The organism is Wolbachia endosymbiont (group A) of Nomada flava (genome assembly GCF_964027055.1).
Taxonomy (GTDB): domain Bacteria; phylum Pseudomonadota; class Alphaproteobacteria; order Rickettsiales; family Anaplasmataceae; genus Wolbachia; species Wolbachia pipientis.
In genome coordinates this window covers 1,068,630-1,088,181 of record NZ_OZ034725.1, presented here as the reverse complement: position 1 = coordinate 1,088,181, position 19,552 = coordinate 1,068,630, and the positions used below count along the sequence as shown (strand labels likewise).

The following is a 19,552-nucleotide window of genomic DNA, read 5'->3' as shown; positions in this document are numbered from 1 at the left end:
AAACTAAGGTGAGTTGCATTTAAAATGCAGCTAAATTGCAGTGTTTAAGACTTAAAAAACGCCAATACTGAAAATAGACAATGACTAGGGCTTCTTTTGCCTTTTTTTTGCTTGGTAAATTTCTTAATATTTATGGCAACATGAACTGGGCAGGAAGGTGTCATTCCAGTGCTTGACACTGGAATCCAGTTTTCCATATAATCTCATCGAAAATGTTGTAACCACTTTCTGTACTAGTTTGCTTGCTTACAAGCAAACTTTTCTGGATCCCAGTGTCTGAGCACTGGGATGACAGGGGAGGGAGGCTACTTGGATGACACCATTCTTTTTCCTGGATCCAAGTAGTCAGGGCACTGGGATGACAGGAGAAGGTACTAGGATGACACCCTGACCTCGTCGTCCCGCTGCTTGTTAGCGGGATCTCTTGTTAGCGCCGCGGCAGTATGACGGTTCGCGGCGGCATGACGTAGAAGCTATACTTTTATGCTCACCAACTTAGCTGGATCCAAGTAGTCAAGCTACTTGGATCTGCAAATTGCAATGTTCGTACAGCTGCGTGCTTGACACTGGGATTTAGTGCAGCTACCCTAAACTGGAAGCTCATCTTGCTATTTTTGGCTGAAAGGAACACATTTTTAGAATAATGAAAACAATCAGCACTTTAATTCAAGAAGGATCGGAGTTATTATCGTCACATAAAGTTGAATCACCACATTTAGATTGTGAAATCATCATGCAGCACGTACTTGGAGTGGAAAGATCATTTATAATTGTGAACCATGCTGATCAAGTGCCGATGGAAAAAGAACTTTTATTTTGGAAATTAACAAAAAAAAGAGCGGAAAGATATCCAATATCGCAAATAATAGGTAATCGTGAATTCTGGGGTAAAAATTTTATAGTTAACCAGCATGTTTTGGATCCAAGACCAGATAGTGAAACAATAATCCTAGCAGTGTTAAAATATTACCCAAATAAAAAGCAGAAACTAAAAATCGCGGATTTTGGTACAGGTACAGGCTGTTTATTGATATCCGTACTTAGTGAGTATGAATATGCTGTTGGCGTCGGTTTTGAAAAAAGCTTGGAAGCATACAAAATTGCCTATCAGAACACAAAAAAACATGATCTTCTCAGCAGAGCCAAAATATTTCCAAATTCATGGACAGAGTGCAGAGGCTCATTTGATCTGATAATTAGCAATCCTCCATATATTAAAAGAAGCAAATTGAAAGACTTGCAAGCTGAAGTGCAAAAAGAGCCAAGAATTGCTCTTGATGGTGGAATTGATGGTTTGAACTGTTACTTGAGCATTTTTCCAATATTAAGGAGGTGCCTTAAAAAAAATGGGTTTGCGATATTGGAGATAGGTGAAGATCAAAGCAATATTGACAAAATAATCCCCTCATACGAATTAGCTTTTCAGGAATATGTATATGATTTGGCAGGAATGAAGAGATGCATAGTTATGCAAAAAACATAGCTAATGTTTTCTTGTATTATCTCCTTCATCCCATATTATCCTATGTCATCCCAGTACCCTCTACCTCGTCATCCCAGTGCGTGACACTGGGATCTATATTTAACTAGATCCTATGGTCAAGCCATAGGATGACAGGAACGGTTTTATGCATTTTTTAAAAGGGCAACATGTTTAAGCTTTGCTGGCAAAGTGGAAAGTAAGGCCAGCCTCTATGCCGTGTGTATGAAAAAAGCCGTTCTGTATGGTAGTGGATACTTGATTATTACCTGTTTGTTTAGCCATTTGACTTGTTGCGGTATCCCACTTTAAGGTTTCTAGTTTGTACTCACTGCTACCAATAGCACCAAAACCTCTATATCCGATATGCATATTTACATCTTCGTTTATGCGATAATCAAGGCCAGCTTTTAATTGACCTGCGGGTCTTATTGACGATTTTTCAAACATTGTCATTCTTGTTGCACCGACTCCAACCCCAACATAAGGAGAAAAAGAGAAACGGTCACTTTTCCAATGATGATAAACATTTGCCATTACAGATATGTTCTCAATTTGGTCATGATTAATAATTGATCCATATTTATCGCTGCCTTCTGTGTACGATATTGTCATCTGGCCGCTTGTTAAACCAATATTATCCACTTTTACAGAAGAATACATTCCTTCCAATTCAGCTCTGTAGCTATTGCCATTCAATTCCCCTGTATAACCCAATGCTACATTTGCAGCAAAAGGCGGATTATAATCTCCTTTATACTTACTTAGTAATTGACCTTCTGTATTCTGAGCATCCCTGTCATTTATAGATACCTTATTAGTATCTGCAGCATCCTTATCTCCAATTTTTGCTTTCAATTCACCCATGCCATTAAAAAATTGACCATAATACCCACTACCAAAGTAAAATCCTTCTGTTTCACTCGCAAAAGATTGTTGTGACAACAATAAAGCAAGTGCTGTAACCGCTAATGTTTTTTTACTAATCATTACTACTCCCCTAGTTAAAATAGCTAATCTAATACTAATTAATTAAAAATGGCTTAATATGAAAAACCTAATTATTTGCATAACTTGCACTTTTCTGAGCTAAAAATAGGCAAAGTTAACCTTACTTCTCGTCATTTTTTAATTTATCGTCAATATCCTCATCTTCAAATTCATCCTCCTCTTCTTCGTCATCAAACCCATCATCGCTCCTATCCTCATCTTCCTCGTCATCATCATCTTCAAACTTATCGTCGATATCTTCGTCTGCAAATTCATCTGATTCATCATATACTGCATCTTCGGTTTTAGTTTCAACAGGATAATCAACTGAATTAGGTCCCTCAAGAACATTATTCCCCTCGTTATTAACCTTATCTTTGCTCGCAGCGGCAGAAAGAACTTTGTTTGGGTCATATGGTTCTTGTGTAGGCACACGAGTTTGTTTGAGCAGCCTTCTTGTGAAGGTGGTATCACTGTAGTACAAAATTTTCTTTGATTTAATTGGGTAAGTCGACTCTATTAAAATTATCTGATCGTCACGTGGCAACATAATAACTTCTTGAGGCAATAGCAATGCTCTTTGTATTTCAGAGATATGTAATGACCTTGAAGCAGGATTTAAATCTAAAAATTTAGGCTTATTCAACGATTCTTGTTGTACAGTTTTGTTTCCTATAAGTTGCGATATTAAATTAGCTGTTTCAATATTATTGGCTGCAAAAGTTATTCTGTAAGTCGAGTTTGACAAAAAGGAGTTCATCCCTGCTTCTTCGTATATTCCTTTGAGCTGCTCAGTATCTTGAACAATTAAGAATAACCTAACTCGATAACCACGAAAATATGCAATACCTGTTTGAAATTGCTCCATTTTTCCAAGTGTAGGAAACTCATCCATTAAAAACAATACACCATAAGGCTCATCATCCGATGGCAATTTTCTACATAAAAACTCAGTTGCCTGTTGGTAAAAAACCTGCATTAAAGGCCTGAGCCTAGTCAAGTTGTCAGGAGTTAAACCAACATAAACTGTAATTTTCTTCTTTTTAAAATCTAGAATATTAAAATCACTTGACGCAGTTGCAGTATCAATCAATGGGTTTGCCCACAATTCAAGTGATGAGTTCATGGTTGATACAACACCTGACCTTTCTTTATCAGCTTTTTGTAAAAAAGCTGCAATATTCATATATGCTACAGGGTGTAGTATTTTACCCATTGTATCAAGAGCAACAGCAAGATTATAAACTACATCATCACTACGCATCGTACGCACAACTTCACCAAAAGATTTAACTTTCTCTGGTGCAGCAAGTAAGTATAATACCACTCCAACAAATAAGCTTCTTGCTTCATTCTGCCAAAAGTCTTGTTCAGGCATGATTAGGTTAGCTATTTTCTGCACATCGTCAACCATCTGCCCAGGTTTTTCACTAATCCATTGTAATGGATTGTAACAGTGACTTATTCCATCTGGCTGCGCTGGATTCCATACGTATACTTTTTGTCCTTGTCGTTCTCGCCAACCACTTGTTATTTCATAGTTTTCTAATTTTATGTCGTGTACAATTACCGAGTCAGTCCAAAATAATAAATTAGGAATTACAAAGCCAACACCCTTACCAGAACCTGTAGGTGCAAATAACAATGCATGCTGAAACCCATCAGAAATGAAGTATCCTCTTTTATCTTTACCAAGCAATAATCCCTTTTTGCTTCTTAATCCTGCTTTTCGTATGTCTTTCTCTGATGCCCACTGCGAATCTCCATGAAGTGATTCTTTCTTTTTAAATGGTCGCCACTCAATTATCCTTTCTCTTAAATTCCATAAAATAATCATTAAAACAATGATAGGCAGTGCAGAAGATATAATTAATGTGATTTTGAGCTCAAGGCTATATAACTCTGGATGATGCCAACAATATTGTATATGATCAAAAATCGTTGGCCAAAGAGCTTGAGGGAAAGGCGTCAAACTAGGATTAATTGCCTTAAAATCCACAGCATCCGGACCATCAGCAAACAGAACAAACAATATACCAGATAGATAGAAGCAAAAATCAAGTACGCTAAAAGCTACTACACCTCCTATGAGAATATTACGTAGGTGATTTCCATTACTCATAAACTACTCTTCCTTAACTTATGTATAAATTTAAGCATTTTCGCTCGCAGATCTAGTAAATAATATCTCAGAAATGCTTCTTTTGCCCCCACCGGTTCTTTTTAGCTGAATAACAATATCAATCACATTTCTAATGTATGGTATAATTTGGTCTGGAGGAATGCCAAGATTTGCCTGCATAACCATCAATTTTATTTGCTCAAGGGCCATTGTTGGACTATCTGCATGAAGGGTTGATATTGATCCAGGGTGACCAGTATTTATCGCCCTAAGAAAACTAAAAGCTTCCGCTCCACGGAGCTCACCAACTATTATTCTGTCTGGCCTTAAACGTAAGCACGCTTCTATCAAATCTTGAGTGGTTACTTTTGCTCTGCCCTGCCCTCCTTTAGAGGCAATTAGATGGACTTTATTGGGATGATCGTTCAAAACGATTTCCCTTGCATCCTCAACAGTAATAATTCTTTCCTCAGCTGGAATAGCACGCAAAGTAGCATTAGTAAAAGTAGTCTTACCAGTGGAAGTTCCACCACTAATTATAATATTTTTCTTACTTATTACAGCGTATTCTAAAAACTCTTTTATTTTTTTTTGCCTTAACAATAAATCCAAATGACGGTCAACTGGATTATCAGTTGCTTCTGTAACAGTTTCAGAAAAAGCCCCCATTTTTTCGTAATCATCGAGTGCTAACTGCATGCTAGAAGGCTTACGAATCGACATGACTACTTTATCAGGTTCACATGCTGGCGGAAATACTATCTGTATACGATAACCATTTGGTAATGTTGCCGAAAGTAACGGCGCTTCTTCGCTAAGTTTTTGTTCTGTAGCTTGAGCAATCAGTCTGCCAAGAGATTTCAAATGGTTAAGATCGAATACTTCTAATTTTTCACACCTTATTTCACCGCGATTTTCAATCCATACTTCCTTTGGCTTATTTATTGATATTTCATTTACGCCTTCTTCTTGAAATATGCCTTGTAATGGCTCCAAATATGTATCAAGTGCAGCATAGTTCATTTCATTGATTTAATATTGCCTGTGGAGGAAATACTATATCTTGGTTAATAAATACTTTCAATGCAGTGCCTTGATCAACATAAATAGTTGGTTTTTTATCTGTGTATCTGCCTACTATATCCCGCATATCTTTAGAAAAATCCTCGATTGACTTCCCGATTGCTTCATCATAAACAGACTTGCTTTTTCTTTGAATTTGTTCTAACAGTTGATTTACAATTTCCAGGCTTATATTTACCTTGTCTTCTCCAATTCCTAGTGCTTTTGCTATTTCCTCTTTCATTATTTTTAGTAAATCTTGTCTGCTTTTGGCACTCCGAATTCTTCCGATAGCCCCAAGGCCTAATTTCCATTTGTCACTAGATATCTTCTTTTCTGGGTCAATAATGAGTTGGAGAGAAGAAAAATCTATTTCGGTTGCAGTGATAGACTTTACTGCATCCATGGCAGTTAGCGCATCAATAAGATTAGAAGCCTTTTGCCCTATAACAGCCGAACCAATCGAAACGCCAGCAAGTGTCACTGAAGAGAATAACGCACTTACTATTTTGTTATCAACTATTCCTGCTATCCCTGCTCTACCAAGCTCGTCAGTACCAAGTGATGAGATTGCAATATCTATTCCATGTGGCAGAATCACTCTATTCCAGTTTATATTTACACGAGATTTAGCAACATTCGAGTCAAATGAATAACTGCCTATCAATCTTGAGCCTTTAGGTATTAAAACTGTATCACCAGTTTCTGCATAAACATCTCTACTCACCATAGCACGCAGCATTCCTTGCAGATCAGAGTTTATTGCAGTTTCAAGCACAGCATCAATAATTTTACCTTGAGTAACCATTAAACTAAGCTTTCCTACTCTGGTAGCTTTGCTCGATTGTGCTGAAGTGTCGGATAAAATAGCATCAGCAGCCTTGTTCTCTCCACTACCACCTGAAATTGTTAACATTTGTGCACTACGTCTGTCTCTAGGATAACCGCCACCCCCTATTGTAGGAAACGAGGTAGGTAAATTGCCCATAACATTACTAGAAGGAAAATTTTGCTTTGGCAAAATAGGTATATTTGACACAGGAGTTTCTTTTGGTTTCTCTTCTTCTTTTCTAATTTGTTTTATTTCTGGTATGATTGGTGGTGTAGGAAGAGGAGGTAAGGGTGGTAAGGGATCAGTTATTATTCTTTCAGGAACCATTACATTATCTGGAACTTGTTCCAACTTTCCTTTCAATTCTTGAACGTTTTGCTTTGTTTCCTCTTTTTTAATAACTTCTGAACCCTCTTTATGAGAAGGACTAAAATAGAGATAATACACTCCACCAACCAGAAGCACTAAAATAATGACCATCAATGCCCTATGACCTTGATTAGAGCCAACTGTTACTACCTTATTCTCTATTTCTGATTCATCTTCTAAATTGTTACGCCTTTCTTTATTCATATTGCATGTACCACAGCTAAAGTGACCTATTTATAATTTCAACTTCACCATCTTCATAACGCATAAATAGCTTTTTATGTACTCCTTTTATTATAACATAATCATCAAATAACAGCCTTTTACAAGGTTTATCCTCCCCTTCTACAAAAACCTGAGGTATTTTATTATTATTTCTAAATTTTAAATAGGTTAAATAACCATCATCAAATAACTCGATCGGAACTATATCCGCATTACCACCTTCATCAATATATGTATAATTGTACTTCGTATCATTTTCTTGTATTATTTTTTCTAGCTTGTCTGTAGTATATTGCATTTGAGTAGGTAAAGAAACCTCATCTAAATCAACATCAAATTCACCTTCTTCTTGAGGATAATAAAAACGTACTACGTAAGATATATCCTTTTCAGCAGAATAATCGTGATCCACTTTCTTAGCATCAGTATCCGGGTATTTATCGTAGTTTGGCCTTGAGATTAAATCAAAAATGTAATTTCTTTTTTTAGTTGTCGTAATAATCATGTTAGTGCGACTACTAACTTCAAATGGCATAATAAGCAATTTATTGTCATAAGGATTAATTTTCCAACTTGATGCATCACCAACAGCGATATTTTTAACTTTTTCTCCTTCCGCAAATTCAATATAAGAATAGTAACCCTGACTAAAAACCACCGTAAATACTTCATTAGGGCTATACACAAAAGTCTTTATTCTACTATCTACAGAAATAGGCTCATTATAATTAATGGATGCGTTTAAATTGCCACTGACAAGTAAAGCTAAAACTAATAATATCCTATACATATTCATCATCCACTCTATATGAAATAACTTGAAATCCTAATGGGTTAATATATCTTTGCTGATCATCCATTTCAAGCGATGCATACCTATATGACATAATAACTATCTTGTTTTTTCTTGTGGAACTTCCATCTTTCCGTGTAAATTCCACAAAAAATCTCACCTGAAGAGCATCGTTACCCAATTTTTGAATTGAGCGAATTTTAAATTCACTTTTGGTATCTGAATATAAATTAAAAAGATCATCCATATTCTGCGATCCTATATAATTTCTAAATTCATTATACACATTAGGTGAGGAAAACAACCTCACCTTTGTATAATAGTTATAATTATAATGATATGGATCAAAAACCTCCCTTGCTTTTATATACTCTGAAATAAAATAATCGTTTAGCGCTTCATCTGCAGAATACTCTTTTACTGTGACAGGATCAACCAATTGCACTATTCCTGATTTCTTGTCAATTTCTATAACAAATGGCTCAATAGTGCTACTTGTGCTAATTTTAAATATGACTAATATGCTGATAGAGATCGTTGCTAATAATATTAATGCAAATAAAAGTAGAATATTTCTTTGAGCAATAACTGTGCTGTAGCGGTTTGAATTCCAATTTATATCCTTATCTAAGGATTCAGTATTTTTTTCTCGTTTAAAAAATCTTAGCATTTTAGTATTCCTAAAAATCTTAACTTATGTTAATAAACATAGCAAATTAACAAAGTAGTTACAGCAAAAAAGCTAAAAAACTCTTAATCTATGGCCTAATTTACCAAATTTTGTCTCCATATATGAATCGTTATATTTATTACGTTCCACAATAAGTGGTAGACACTTTGTAACTCCTATACCACTACTTTCCAATTCTGACAATTTTCTATCATTGTTTGTAAGTAATTGGATTTTGTTAATGTTCAATTTCTTAAGCATTTTAGCTGCAACAGCAAAACTCCTTTCATCATCTTCAAAACCCAATGTTCTATTTGCATCAACAGTATCAAGATTATGTCCTCTTTGCATACTGTACGCTCTTAACTTATTAGTTAAACCAATGCCCCTTCCATCTTGCATCAAATACAATATAATACCACTTCCAGAGTCAGCTATCATTTGAATTGCTTGATGTAACTGACTTCTGCAATCGCATGACAAGCTATCTAACAAGTCACCCGTATAACACGAAGAATGAATTCTTACTAATGGTTCGCCATCTTTATCTGGATTGCCAATGATAATTGCATGATGTTCTCTTCCACCACTTTCGGTTCTATAAGATATGATATTTACTTCTTGAGTCTGTTTTAAAAATAATGATGTTTTGCACACTTCATATACATCCTGATTTTCTTGAAAATTATTTATGAATGACGTGTCCAGTGCAATAACGTCATTTTTCTCGCACCAATTTCGCATTTCATGATTATTCTCAAAAGTCATATCAGCCACTAACGCGTATGGCAATAATTCTGAGAACTTAAGCAAGGCAATAGCACATTCATCTATTGTCTTTGAGCATTGCAACTCTTTTATGCAATCTTCCTTTGAACAGTTTATTAAATGGAGCAGTTCATCAAAATTATTCACCAACAGACGTTTGCTGTTATGTTCTTTATTCTGAGATATGTATTTTACCTTACTTGAAGTTAAAGTAACATATACATTACTTGATATAAGCTTGTATTGATTAAATAAATCTCTTTCTAAAGCCTCAGCAGCAGCGAACAATAGGTAATTACTTTCATCATATATTACAATTGGCCGACCGCGCCTGATTTCGCTGATAGCTCTTTCTACCTTATTGCTACTCTGATTTCCTATAAACATTTTTACCCATATTAAACAGCGATAAAAACTGGTGCGGCCGAGAAGACTTGAACTTCCAAGGCCTTATGAGCCACAGCGACCTCAACGCTGCGTGTCTACCAATTCCACCACGGCCGCACTATATTCTAGTTTTTATATAATTATTTTAAATTACTTAATCATTTTAGAATTTTTCATCTAGAGTGTCAATCTGATACTAGAATAATTTAGAAATTGTTTGTATAATTTGATTATGAATTTTGTGATTACAAATTTTAATCATTTAAGATAACCTTACTACTAATTTTTAACTAAGGTTCTTATACAAATGAATATAGCTAATATCTTTATTTTTTTAACTCTCTCTCTTATAACTAGCTTTCATTTCGTCCATGCACAAATATTATACACATGGTCTCAAGTTATCCCAGAAAATAAACTAAGCATACGTGCAATTACAGACAATGACATGTGTCCCATTGTTTATGTCGATGGCGAAGAAATAGAAATGCTGAATCGCAGCTCAATTAACAATGGTGATCATAACGAAACAGTTTGTGAACTGACAGTACAAACAAGTGCCAAAAACATTAGTATTGAGGATCTACGGGTTCCTATATTACCAAAAAAGGTTAATAAAATTGCTTTCATTGGTGACACGGGCTGTAGAATAAATATGTTATTTCAGCAGGAATGTAATTCGGTAGATAGCTGGCCTTTAAAAAAAAATTTAGATTCAATCGCCCTTCATAAACCAGATTTAATTATCCATGTTGGTGATTATCATTATAGACAAACAAAATGTAGAAATACAAAAAAGTGTGGCGATATTTATGGATATAATAAAGAAGTTTGGTACGCTGATTGGTTTGAGCCTGCAAAGGATATTTTATCACAATCCCCTTTCCTTTTTGTTCGTGGAAACCATGAGAGTTGTGATAGAGCTTATGAAGGATGGTTCAGGTATCTAGATTCATACCCCTTTTCGTCTGAAAAATGTGGAAACTTCGTTTCTAGTTGGTCCTTAGATGCTGGACCGATGAAATTTTTTATCTTCGACTCTTCATCCGGTGAGGATATTTTTACAACCCAAAGCACAATTGATGCTTTTGAGAGGCAATTTGATAAATTGATACAAAATAGTTCTGACAAGCCCATGTGGTTTTTAACTCATAAACCGCTTTGGAGATCTCCAAAAAAAGAATTTTTGACATTAAAAAGCCATGGCAATCTTACACAAATTGAAGCTTTTGGGGATAGATTTCCAAGCAATGTTACTACCATAGTTTCTGGCCACATTCATATAGCCCAGATTTTATTAATGGATAATGTTCCAGACCAGATTATAGTTGGGAACGGTGGTGCATTATTACATGCTCAAGATCAAGAACCCGTCTACCAAAATGTAGAATTTGACTATTCAAATGGTAGAAACTACTTAGCACACGAAGTTAGAAACTTTTTCGGCTTTGGCTTTGCAATACTAAACTTAGATGATCACAAATTTACCTTCTATAACCAAGATAATAAGGAAATGTATTCTGCAAAGCTAACAGAAGATTTTAAACTTAAACGGATTAAAACTATAGTCGATTCATTTTAGGATTTGTTATTAGCTATTTTAAAAACGCTACTTAAACATTTTTTTTAATCGATTGATTTCATCAGCAAATTTTGAGTCGGTCTTTATAAAATTTTCTACTTGTTTTACTGCATGTATAACAGTAGCATGGTCTCTGCCACCAAAGTTTCTCCCAATATCTGGTAGGCTTTTTTGCGTAAATTTTTTGGCAAAATACATAGCTATTTGTCTTGGCCTTGCAAGACTGCGAAGCCTTCTATTAGATTGCATATCTGCAACCTTTATATTGAAAAATTCAGCTACTTTCTTTTGTATTTCTTCTATTGTAATTGACCTATGATTTGACCTAAGAAGATCGATTAGGGTTTCACTAGCTGACTCCACCGTCATACTTCTTCCAATTAATGAGGTATGGGTAACCTTATTTAATGCTCCTTCTAATTCTCTTATATTAGATTTTATGTTCCTTGCTAAAAACTCTAGGACATCTTTCGGAACATACATATTCATCTGCTCCACTTTTGCCTGCAATATACCAAGTCTTAATTCAAAAGTTGTTTCATTAATATCTGCCACCAACCCCCAACCGAGTCGTGATTTTATTCTTTCTTCCACTCCATCAAGATCACTAGGAGACCTATCAGCTGATATAACCAATTGTTTATTTTGGTCTATCAATGCATTGAAAGTGTGAAAAAATTCTTCTTGTGTACTATCTTTACCACTGATAAATTGCACATCATCTACCATCAATACATCTACTGATCTAAATTGCTCTTTAAATAACATAATATCTTTGCTTCGCAGCGCTGTAATATATTGGTACATGAATTTCTCTGCTGATAGATATACCACTTTTCTTTTTGCTGATGGGGAATTGACTATGTGCCAAGCTATAGCATGCATTAAATGTGTTTTACCAAGTCCCACTCCACCATATAGAAACAAAGGATTGCTGCCTGATATTGGATCTATAGATTCCGCTACACGCTTTGCCGCTGTAAATGCTAATTCATTTGACTTTCCTACCACAAAATTATCAAAAGTGAATCTGGGATCCAGTGGTGAACCAAGATTATGATTACTTTCCTCTCTGTTTTTTAGTATAACATTAGAATTTGAATTCCTTTCTTCAATTACTTGAATATCAATAGAACATATACTTTGATCCTCGCTTTGCCATAATGATAATATTTTTTTCATGTAATGAACTGTAATCCACTCTTTTATAAACCTTGTTGACACGGATAAAAGAACTTCCCCATTTCTGCTACTGACAAATTTTAGTGAACTCAGCCAGCTGTTATATGTTGCTTCTCCATAGAGATTATAAAGACAATTTTGAATTTTTTCCCAAGTAACATTGTGATCCGTTACTGTAATAATCTGATCAAAAAACATAGTAGAAACCTTAGGGCTAGTTAAGTTCATATACCACACCAAGAAAAAACAATAATCAGAAAGATGCAAGATAATCAACAGCTTACTGCAAAATGAAAAGCTAATATTACTTAATACATACTAAAAATTATGGTGATTTTTTGATGAGTTGTAAAGGGTATAAAAACACTAAAATTGATCATTTTTATTTCAAAAAAATGAAAAATTTGTAAATGTCGCTTGTATCGAGGATTAGAAGCATGCTATTAAAAACAGTAATACATTATGTATAAATAAGATGTTAAATTTACTGGCAAATAAGTAAAGTATTCATATAAATATAGCTAACCTAATATAGATTTACTGAAGCAAATTTATGATTATATTAAGTAATTTGAGTTGTTATGCTGTATTCGGTATTGAACTAGAGTTTTACATTGAAGGAATAGAAAAAGAATACTTATTTCTGAATAGCATCAAAAATAAAATAGCATCTCTTGAATTTTCTTGCGAGAAGGAGAATTCTACACATCAGTATGAGATAAAAAGTGGTTGTTATACGAACTCCGACAATTTAATTAAGCATTTTGAGTTAGCAAAACAATCACTTACTGAAACAGCACAAAAACTAGGTGGGAATATTTCTTTTAAAGCAAAGCCCTATTTGGATAGAGCAGGCAGTGCATTAAATGTGCATGTTAATCTCGTGAATTCAAATAACGATAACTTATTTTATATCAATGAGCAAAAGTACAGTGACTATCTGATTCACAGTATTGGTGGATTATGTGCAATGATGAAAAAACATATGTTGTTTTTCGCTCCAAATGATGATTCATATTTAAGATTTCAGTACCCGGATATTTATACTCCAACTACGATTAGTTGGGGGGTAAATAACAGAACTGCTGCGATAAGAATTCCCTATTTTGGCAACGATTCCAAAAGATGCCGCCTAGAGCACCGTGTTCCTGGAGCAGATTGTAACCTTGAAAAAGTACTCACAGCAATAATTGAAGGCATAGTTTTTGGTATAGAGAACAAAATTGCTCCGCCAAATAGAGTGTATGGCATTGCATCTGATCCTCAATATAAGATGGAGAGTTTGATATAGCAACTACCTGTTAAACCCTAACCCATTAAACTCCTTTGAGATAATTGGCCATTCTAGCACTTTCCTCACATCATTATTTACATTCCCATACTGTAATAGCAAGTCTGCAGCAGATAGTTTCTGCGTACTTTTAGATGATCCAAGCCCTATATTGGTAAGGTTGCTCGGTGGCTGCTCAGGAAGTGGATTACCAGATACATCCATGTGTTCAGGGAGAGATTTCATCTGATTCTTTATAGAGCTAGAGTTATTTTGTGCAGGATTTCTATCATCTGACATGTCAAGAATAATTTTCTCAGGTACTACCATAGTTTTTGTATAATCAGCAGAATGACTGCCTTCAGTGTTCTTAAATTCATCAAGAATTGGTTCGCCAAACGCATTTATAGGGCCACCAAGTGATCCTTTCTCCATGCGCTCTTCTGCTCTTTTCCTTATTATTTCTTCTGCTAGCTCAGTTTCAGTTCTTTTTGGTTCTTTTACAGTACCTTTTTCTTCACCTTCATCTCCTGAAACACCAGTAATTTCAGCAGGCTGTTCTTTTTTAGTTCTTATTTTATGAATCAGCGAAAGTAATAAGTAAGTAACTGCAGCAGCAGAAACGATAATGGCTATCTTTGCGGCAATGTGGATTGCTGTTAAAAATATTAAAGCTGATAAAGCTCCAGCTAATCCAGACACAATAACTTTATTTTTGCCTTTTGTTATATTTAGAATTGCCACCATAATAACCTCTCAAATACTGTTCTAGAATTATTATACAGAAATTTTCTTATACTTGCAATTTTGCAAAAATTTTAATTATTTGCGTAAAGTTTTAAAGCTACACAAGGATTAATTAATATGCAATGTATCTCGACTATAATATTGTACAAACGCACATATTCAGCTAACATTCAACATGCAGAGCTTACTCATAGAGCGAAACAGGGCGGTGGTATTATTACTTATAGTAATTTTTATCTTCGGTTCATACGTTTATGTAAAAATGCCAAGGGAAAGCAATCCTGATATACAGATTCCTATAATCAGCGTGTTTGTTGGACTTCCTGGGATTTCTGCTCAAGATAGTGAAAAGCTATTAGTGCTTCCTATAGAAAATGAACTAAGATCCATCGAAGATGTAAGAGAATTGAGAGCTTTTGCAACTAATGATGGTGCTCACATGGTACTCGAATTTGGAACAGAGTATGATAATAAAGAAGTGCTCGATAATGTCCGTTCAAAGCTTTCAAACATAAAATCGAAGTTACCTGTTGAAGCGGAATCTCCGATAATCAATGAAATAAACTTGAGCTTATTTCCGATACTCAATGTCGGCTTAATTGGTAATTTGCCAGAAAGAGCCTTAACTGAAATAGCACGCAAGTTAAAGAAAGAAATAGAATCTCTGCCAAATGTTCTCAAAGTTGAAGTGGCAGGTATGCGTAAAGAAACAGTGGAAGTTATAATTGAGCCCACAGTTCTAACAAAATATAACATTCAATCAAACGAAATATTCCAAGCTATATCAAGCAATAACAGACTAGTGGGAGCTGGGTCACTGGAAAATGATACCGGTAAATATTCGATTAAAATATCAGGGTTATTAAAAGATATAGAAGATATTATGAATATTCCTATTAGATCTCAAGGCGATGCAGTTTTGAGAATCAAAGATATAGCAAAAGTATACCCTAGGTTTGAGGATCACCAAGGATTTGCTCGCATTAATGGATTACCTAGTGTCGTGCTAGAAATTTCAAAACGTAACGGAAAAAACATAATAGACACAGTAAATCAAGTAAAACACTTAATGGATAAGGCAAAAGATCAATTACCTGAAAATTTAAAAGTGGTGTACTTAAATGACCAGTCAAAAAACGTCCGCGATGTGCTTGATGACTTGGAAAACGGCATAATATTTGCTGTGTTGTTAATATTGATCATAATGATGCTTTCTATGGGAACAAGGATTGCTATTCTTGTGGCACTCTCGATACCCGGTTCCTTTCTGATTGGGATAATAGCTCTTTACTTTATGGGTATAACCTTAAATATCGTTGTGCTCTTCAGTTTAATTATGGCTGTTGGCATGCTGGTTGATGATGCAATTGTGATCAGCGAATCTGCCGATAGAAAGATGATCTGCGGAATGGACAAAGTAGAAGCTTTTTACACTTCAGTTCGCGATATGTTTTATCCGGTTCTATCATCAACGTTAACTAAATTAGCAGTGTTTTTTCCTCTATTATTCTGGCCTGATACTGTTGGTAAATTCATGCAGTACATACCAATTACAATAATTCTAACTTTGACTGGATCGCTCATTATGGCTTTGGTTTTTATACCAACACTTGGTGCAATATTTGGTAAGCCTTCGATAACTTCAAAAAAAGAAATAAAAAAAATGAGTGCTATAGAAAGTGGTGAAATAAAAAATGCTGGGCCTATAATAAGAGCTTACGTACGCATGCTAGAGAAGGTTTTGGATCATCCTAAAAAATTCGTATGTGCTACTGTATTCGTTTTGTTTTCATTTAGTGTGCTGTACTTTACTTTTGGTCCTGGAGTAAAGTTTTTTCCGAAAGTGGATTCAGATAATATTTTAATCAGTGTTAAAGCAAAAGAAAGCTTATCAGCCAAAGAACGAGATCTGATACTCAAAGAAGTGGAAGAACGCATTTTGAGCATTGAAAAAGAAATTCATGTTTCTTATGCTAGATCAGGAGCATTTTCAGACAACGTTATCGCCAGAATACAACTAGAACTTATGGATTGGCGCTTCAGGCGCAAAGCTAAGCACATACTAAATGATATAAGGAGCAGTGTGCAAGACATGAAAGGAATAATAATTAATGTTCAAGAGGAAAAGCCAGGACCGTCGGCTGACAAGCCAATACAAATTAACCTCAGCGGGAGTGTATCCAGTTTGAATTTAGCAGCAGAGAAAATTCTAGAAATTATGAACCAACCTTCATCCGGGTTTATAAATATTCAAGATAGCAGATCAGCACCTGAAATAGAGTGGAATATGAGTGTTGATAAGAGTAAGGCTACAAGCTCTGAAGTAAGTGTTGCAACCATTGGCGATTTTATAAAGATGGTTACAAATGGAGTGTTGATTGGAAAATATAGACCAAATAACACGGATGAAGAAATCGATATTGTACTCCGTTTCCCTGGAAAGGATCGCAACATGAAGACTATAGACAATCTTTTTATCAATACAGTTAATGGCCCGTATCCTATGAGCAATATAGTAAAATATGCTCCCGAAAAAAAGGTAAACAAACTAAACAGGATTGATGGATTACGCACAGTGACAATCTCTGCTGACGTTGATACTGGCTATCTTGTTGATGAAAGAGTAAAGTTCATTCAGAATTCTATTGCCCAGGATTGGGACAAGGGAGTAAAAATTGATTTTAAAGGCGACAAAGAAGATCAACAAAAATCAGGAGCATTTTTGTTAAAGGCTTTTATATTAGCGATTACACTAATGATATTGGTATTAGTGACACAGTTTAAGAGGTTGTCCACAAACCAGTAAATCAAGCATATTCCCTACTTAACATAACTTTACTCATAGCCAGATATATGAAACTTTCAGTAGATGTTGTAAGTAAATCGTACTCCTTTGATAGCCTTCTATTTCTATTGATCCAAGCAAAAGTCCTCTCTACCACCCACCTTCTCGGCTGTACTGAAAATCCAGGATCCCGTTGTGGCAATAGTTCTAGTGGTGTATCTTTATGCACCCAAAACCTACATGGAGGCCTTTTGACAATTTCAATATCTATCCCATATTCTCTCTTTACGTAATCCTTTAAATCTTTTCCTTGGTATCCCATATCAGCCCACATTTTCTTAATATTGCTGTATTTTTCCTTCATATTGTCCAATGCCATCTTCACCCCATCTCTGTCATTTTCGCTTGCAGCTCCTACATAGCAACCAAGCACAAATCCTTGAGTATCTGTGATTATATGTCTTTTTCTCCCCTTTACCTTTTTCGCACCATCATAACCTTTGACCCCCCTTTTTCCGTGGTTTTTACCGATTGACTGTCCACTATGCATGCGCTCGGCTCCTCATTTCTTCCCATTTTTGACCTACTATATTTAGTGATATCATAGTTCATTTTCTCAAAAATTCCCTGCTTTTTCCATCTTCTAAACTGTTCATGCACAGCCTTCCACGGCGGAAAATCGTGTGGTAAATAGCGCCATTGACATCCTGTGCGCAGTATATAAAGAATTGCATTTACTATCTCACACTTACTGTATTTTGGTGGCCTTCCTCCTTTCTTGTACGATACTCTGAAGTGTTTTTCTATTCTTGCCCATTCCCTTTTACTTAAATCTGTTGGATATTTTTTCCTCATCTCTTACCTCAATATTCTTTCTTTATATACTACGTATTCCTTGGTTTGTGGACAACCTCTTACAATTACGTTGTACAGTTCTCCTTCTATTTCGTTATACACTTTATAAGCCTCACAATAAAAATTGAATATAAAAATTATTACTAATATAGTATAATTATTATGAAAAAGCGTGCTATGCTTTAACAATAAGCTAGTATATAAATATGGGGCTGTAAATCAAAAATTTTAGCAATCTAAAGAAATTTTACTATTACCTTCTATATTGAATTCTCTACGAAGATCAGCAGACAAGTTTATGCTTTCCCAAGAAAATCCACCGTCACTTTTTGACTCTTTACCAAAATGTCCATAACAGGCTGTACGTTTATATATAGGGCAATTAAGCGATAAATGCTTGATTATGCCTTTTGTTGATAAATCTATATTATTCTCGATAAACTTTTTAATTACTCTTTCCTCTACCTTATTCGCACCAAATGTATCAATATAGAATGAAGTAGGTTTTGATACACCAATTGCATAAGAAAGCTGCACAAGACAACGTTCAGCCAAACCTGCAAAGACAATATTTTTAGCAAGGTATCTTGCCATATAAGCCGCAGATCTATCAACTTTAGTTGCATCTTTTCCGGAAAATGCCCCTCCACCGTGTGGAATATAACCTCCATAAGTATCAACCATAATTTTTCGTCCGGTTAATCCACAGTCACCAACTGGTCCACCAATAACAAATCTACCAGTTGGATTGACTAAGAGATTTTCCTCAGAACACATCCATCCTTCAGGTAAAGATGAAACTATGTAAGGGTAAATTATTTCTTTTACTTTTGATTGATCCAAATCCTCAGGGTGCTGTATTGAGACAATAATACTTTCAGCACGTACTGGAAGGTTATTCTCATATGCCAAAGTGATTTGTGACTTTGCATCTGGACCAAGTTTTGCTTCTTTAACTGCACTCATGATATTTTTCAGAATCGAGTGTGCATAAAAAATGGGTGCCGGCATAAGGTTTTCTGTCTCTATTGTTGCATAGCCATACATTATGCCCTGATCCCCAGCACCTTGATCCAACCCTATTGCAATGTCATTTGATTGCTCATGCAGCAATATATTTACCTTCACTTTTTTCCAGTGGAAACCATCATGCTCATAACCAATATCTTTTATTGTATTCCGTACAATACTTTTAATCTTGCTATTCTTAATGTTAGGCCCAAACACTTCCCCAGCTATAATAACGTTATCTTTGGTGACTAAAGTCTCTATTGCAGCTCGCGCAAAAGGATCAGTAAAAAGGTATTTATCAAGTATTGCATCTGAAATTTGATCTGCTACTTTATCTGGATGACCAGCCGCAACTGATTCACTGGTTACTAAATTTTTATACAAACTCATGTTTTTGCTTATACAATATCAAAACCGCTATA

General features: G+C 35.2%; 17 protein-coding genes and 1 tRNA gene. 5 read left to right on the top strand and 13 right to left on the bottom strand.

Features of this window, described 5'->3' with window-relative positions; all coding sequences use genetic code 11:
• Positions 1–44: 44 nt before the first annotated feature.
• On the bottom strand, positions 45–197 hold the full coding sequence (locus tag AAGD70_RS05710; protein WP_007549315.1) for a hypothetical protein: 153 nt from the start codon (positions 195–197) through the stop codon (positions 45–47).
• Between the two features lie 446 nt (positions 198–643).
• Here AAGD70_RS05710 and prmC point away from each other — a divergent pair, with 446 nt between their 5' ends.
• Together prmC and AAGD70_RS05700 are read left to right on the top strand one after the other, a co-directional pair.
• The gene (gene prmC / locus AAGD70_RS05705; protein ID WP_065094647.1) at positions 644–1,483 is read left to right on the top strand and encodes a peptide chain release factor N(5)-glutamine methyltransferase; all 840 of its coding nucleotides are present in this window, start codon (positions 644–646) and stop codon (positions 1,481–1,483) included.
• Positions 1,459–1,590 (top strand): hypothetical protein, encoded by a 132-nt coding sequence (locus AAGD70_RS05700; protein ID WP_255356229.1) that lies wholly within the window; start codon positions 1,459–1,461, stop codon positions 1,588–1,590. The genes prmC and AAGD70_RS05700 overlap by 25 nt, the downstream gene beginning before the upstream one ends.
• A 64-nt stretch (positions 1,591–1,654) precedes the next feature.
• On the opposite strand, the gene AAGD70_RS05695 is transcribed toward AAGD70_RS05700, so the two are convergent.
• The 8 genes from AAGD70_RS05695 to AAGD70_RS05660 form a co-directional block, all read right to left on the bottom strand.
• Positions 1,655–2,470, bottom strand: coding sequence for a P44/Msp2 family outer membrane protein (locus tag AAGD70_RS05695; protein ID WP_065094646.1), 816 nt, complete (start codon positions 2,468–2,470; stop codon positions 1,655–1,657).
• Positions 2,471–2,591: 121 nt separating this feature from the next.
• Entirely contained in the window at positions 2,592–4,592 is a 2,001-nt protein-coding gene (locus AAGD70_RS05690; RefSeq protein WP_065094645.1) for a type IV secretory system conjugative DNA transfer family protein, read from the bottom strand.
• Between the two features lie 30 nt (positions 4,593–4,622).
• Positions 4,623–5,615: a P-type DNA transfer ATPase VirB11 gene (gene virB11 / locus AAGD70_RS05685; RefSeq protein WP_065094644.1), complete on the bottom strand. Its 993-nt coding sequence runs from the start codon at positions 5,613–5,615 to the stop codon at positions 4,623–4,625.
• 1 nt (position 5,616) lies between these two features.
• Positions 5,617–7,059 carry a TrbI/VirB10 family protein gene (locus tag AAGD70_RS05680; RefSeq protein WP_065094643.1) on the bottom strand — a complete coding sequence of 481 codons (1,443 nt, stop codon included), beginning with the start codon at positions 7,057–7,059 and terminating at the stop codon, positions 5,617–5,619.
• A 16-nt stretch (positions 7,060–7,075) separates the two neighbouring features.
• Positions 7,076–7,876: a P-type conjugative transfer protein VirB9 gene (gene virB9 / locus AAGD70_RS05675; RefSeq protein WP_174525402.1), complete on the bottom strand. Its 801-nt coding sequence runs from the start codon at positions 7,874–7,876 to the stop codon at positions 7,076–7,078.
• The gene (locus AAGD70_RS05670) at positions 7,863–8,543 is read right to left on the bottom strand and encodes a virB8 family protein (protein ID WP_065094642.1); all 681 of its coding nucleotides are present in this window, start codon (positions 8,541–8,543) and stop codon (positions 7,863–7,865) included. Before AAGD70_RS05670 ends, virB9 begins: the two co-directional genes overlap by 14 nt.
• Positions 8,544–8,615: 72 nt before the next feature.
• A complete protein-coding gene (locus tag AAGD70_RS05665; RefSeq protein WP_065094641.1) occupies positions 8,616–9,698 on the bottom strand; it encodes a GTP cyclohydrolase II in 1,083 nt (360 codons plus the stop codon).
• 29 nt (positions 9,699–9,727) lie between these two features.
• Positions 9,728–9,815 (bottom strand) — tRNA-Leu (locus AAGD70_RS05660).
• A 190-nt stretch (positions 9,816–10,005) separates the two neighbouring features.
• Between AAGD70_RS05660 and AAGD70_RS05655 the strand changes: the two genes are divergently transcribed.
• Positions 10,006–11,280, top strand: coding sequence for a metallophosphoesterase (locus AAGD70_RS05655; protein ID WP_065095325.1), 1,275 nt, complete (start codon positions 10,006–10,008; stop codon positions 11,278–11,280).
• A 27-nt stretch (positions 11,281–11,307) separates the two neighbouring features.
• Here AAGD70_RS05655 and dnaA read toward each other — a convergent pair whose 3' ends face one another.
• Positions 11,308–12,690, bottom strand: a complete 1,383-nt coding sequence (gene dnaA / locus AAGD70_RS05650) for a chromosomal replication initiator protein DnaA (protein ID WP_065094639.1) — start codon at positions 12,688–12,690, stop codon at positions 11,308–11,310.
• 325 nt (positions 12,691–13,015) lie between these two features.
• On the opposite strand from dnaA, the gene AAGD70_RS05645 reads away from it, so the two are divergent.
• Positions 13,016–13,753, top strand: a complete 738-nt coding sequence (locus AAGD70_RS05645; RefSeq protein ID WP_065094638.1) for a glutamine synthetase — start codon at positions 13,016–13,018, stop codon at positions 13,751–13,753.
• Positions 13,754–13,756: 3 nt separating this feature from the next.
• On the opposite strand, the gene AAGD70_RS05640 is transcribed toward AAGD70_RS05645, so the two are convergent.
• Positions 13,757–14,479 carry a hypothetical protein gene (locus AAGD70_RS05640; protein WP_065094637.1) on the bottom strand — a complete coding sequence of 241 codons (723 nt, stop codon included), beginning with the start codon at positions 14,477–14,479 and terminating at the stop codon, positions 13,757–13,759.
• Between the two features lie 175 nt (positions 14,480–14,654).
• Here AAGD70_RS05640 and AAGD70_RS05635 point away from each other — a divergent pair, with 175 nt between their 5' ends.
• Positions 14,655–17,285 (top strand): efflux RND transporter permease subunit, encoded by a 2,631-nt coding sequence (locus AAGD70_RS05635; protein ID WP_281173535.1) that lies wholly within the window; start codon positions 14,655–14,657, stop codon positions 17,283–17,285.
• Position 17,286: 1 nt separating this feature from the next.
• Here AAGD70_RS05635 and AAGD70_RS05630 read toward each other — a convergent pair.
• Positions 17,287–18,119 (bottom strand): IS5 family transposase gene (locus tag AAGD70_RS05630; protein ID WP_264718686.1). Its coding sequence is split into 2 segments (ribosomal slippage): positions 17,287–17,753 and positions 17,753–18,119, totalling 834 coding nucleotides; the frame shifts between segments, so codons are not numbered across the junction.
• Between the two features lie 228 nt (positions 18,120–18,347).
• The gene (gene metK, locus AAGD70_RS05625) at positions 18,348–19,520 is read right to left on the bottom strand and encodes a methionine adenosyltransferase (RefSeq protein WP_065094688.1); all 1,173 of its coding nucleotides are present in this window, start codon (positions 19,518–19,520) and stop codon (positions 18,348–18,350) included.
• Between the last annotated feature and the right edge of the window lie 32 nt (positions 19,521–19,552).

Coding starts and splice junctions, on each gene's coding strand:
- AAGD70_RS05710 (WP_007549315.1), bottom strand. CDS start 197: ATGGAAAACTGGATTCCAGTGTCAAGCACTGGAATGACACCTTCCTGC.
- prmC (WP_065094647.1), top strand. CDS start 644: ATGAAAACAATCAGCACTTTAATTCAAGAAGGATCGGAGTTATTATCG.
- AAGD70_RS05700 (WP_255356229.1), top strand. CDS start 1,459: ATGCATAGTTATGCAAAAAACATAGCTAATGTTTTCTTGTATTATCTC.
- AAGD70_RS05695 (WP_065094646.1), bottom strand. CDS start 2,470: ATGATTAGTAAAAAAACATTAGCGGTTACAGCACTTGCTTTATTGTTG.
- AAGD70_RS05690 (WP_065094645.1), bottom strand. CDS start 4,592: ATGAGTAATGGAAATCACCTACGTAATATTCTCATAGGAGGTGTAGTA.
- virB11 (WP_065094644.1), bottom strand. CDS start 5,615: ATGAACTATGCTGCACTTGATACATATTTGGAGCCATTACAAGGCATA.
- AAGD70_RS05680 (WP_065094643.1), bottom strand. CDS start 7,059: ATGAATAAAGAAAGGCGTAACAATTTAGAAGATGAATCAGAAATAGAG.
- virB9 (WP_174525402.1), bottom strand. CDS start 7,876: ATGAATATGTATAGGATATTATTAGTTTTAGCTTTACTTGTCAGTGGC.
- AAGD70_RS05670 (WP_065094642.1), bottom strand. CDS start 8,543: ATGCTAAGATTTTTTAAACGAGAAAAAAATACTGAATCCTTAGATAAG.
- AAGD70_RS05665 (WP_065094641.1), bottom strand. CDS start 9,698: ATGTTTATAGGAAATCAGAGTAGCAATAAGGTAGAAAGAGCTATCAGC.
- AAGD70_RS05655 (WP_065095325.1), top strand. CDS start 10,006: ATGAATATAGCTAATATCTTTATTTTTTTAACTCTCTCTCTTATAACT.
- dnaA (WP_065094639.1), bottom strand. CDS start 12,690: ATGAACTTAACTAGCCCTAAGGTTTCTACTATGTTTTTTGATCAGATT.
- AAGD70_RS05645 (WP_065094638.1), top strand. CDS start 13,016: ATGATTATATTAAGTAATTTGAGTTGTTATGCTGTATTCGGTATTGAA.
- AAGD70_RS05640 (WP_065094637.1), bottom strand. CDS start 14,479: ATGGTGGCAATTCTAAATATAACAAAAGGCAAAAATAAAGTTATTGTG.
- AAGD70_RS05635 (WP_281173535.1), top strand. CDS start 14,655: ATGCAGAGCTTACTCATAGAGCGAAACAGGGCGGTGGTATTATTACTT.
- metK (WP_065094688.1), bottom strand. CDS start 19,520: ATGAGTTTGTATAAAAATTTAGTAACCAGTGAATCAGTTGCGGCTGGT.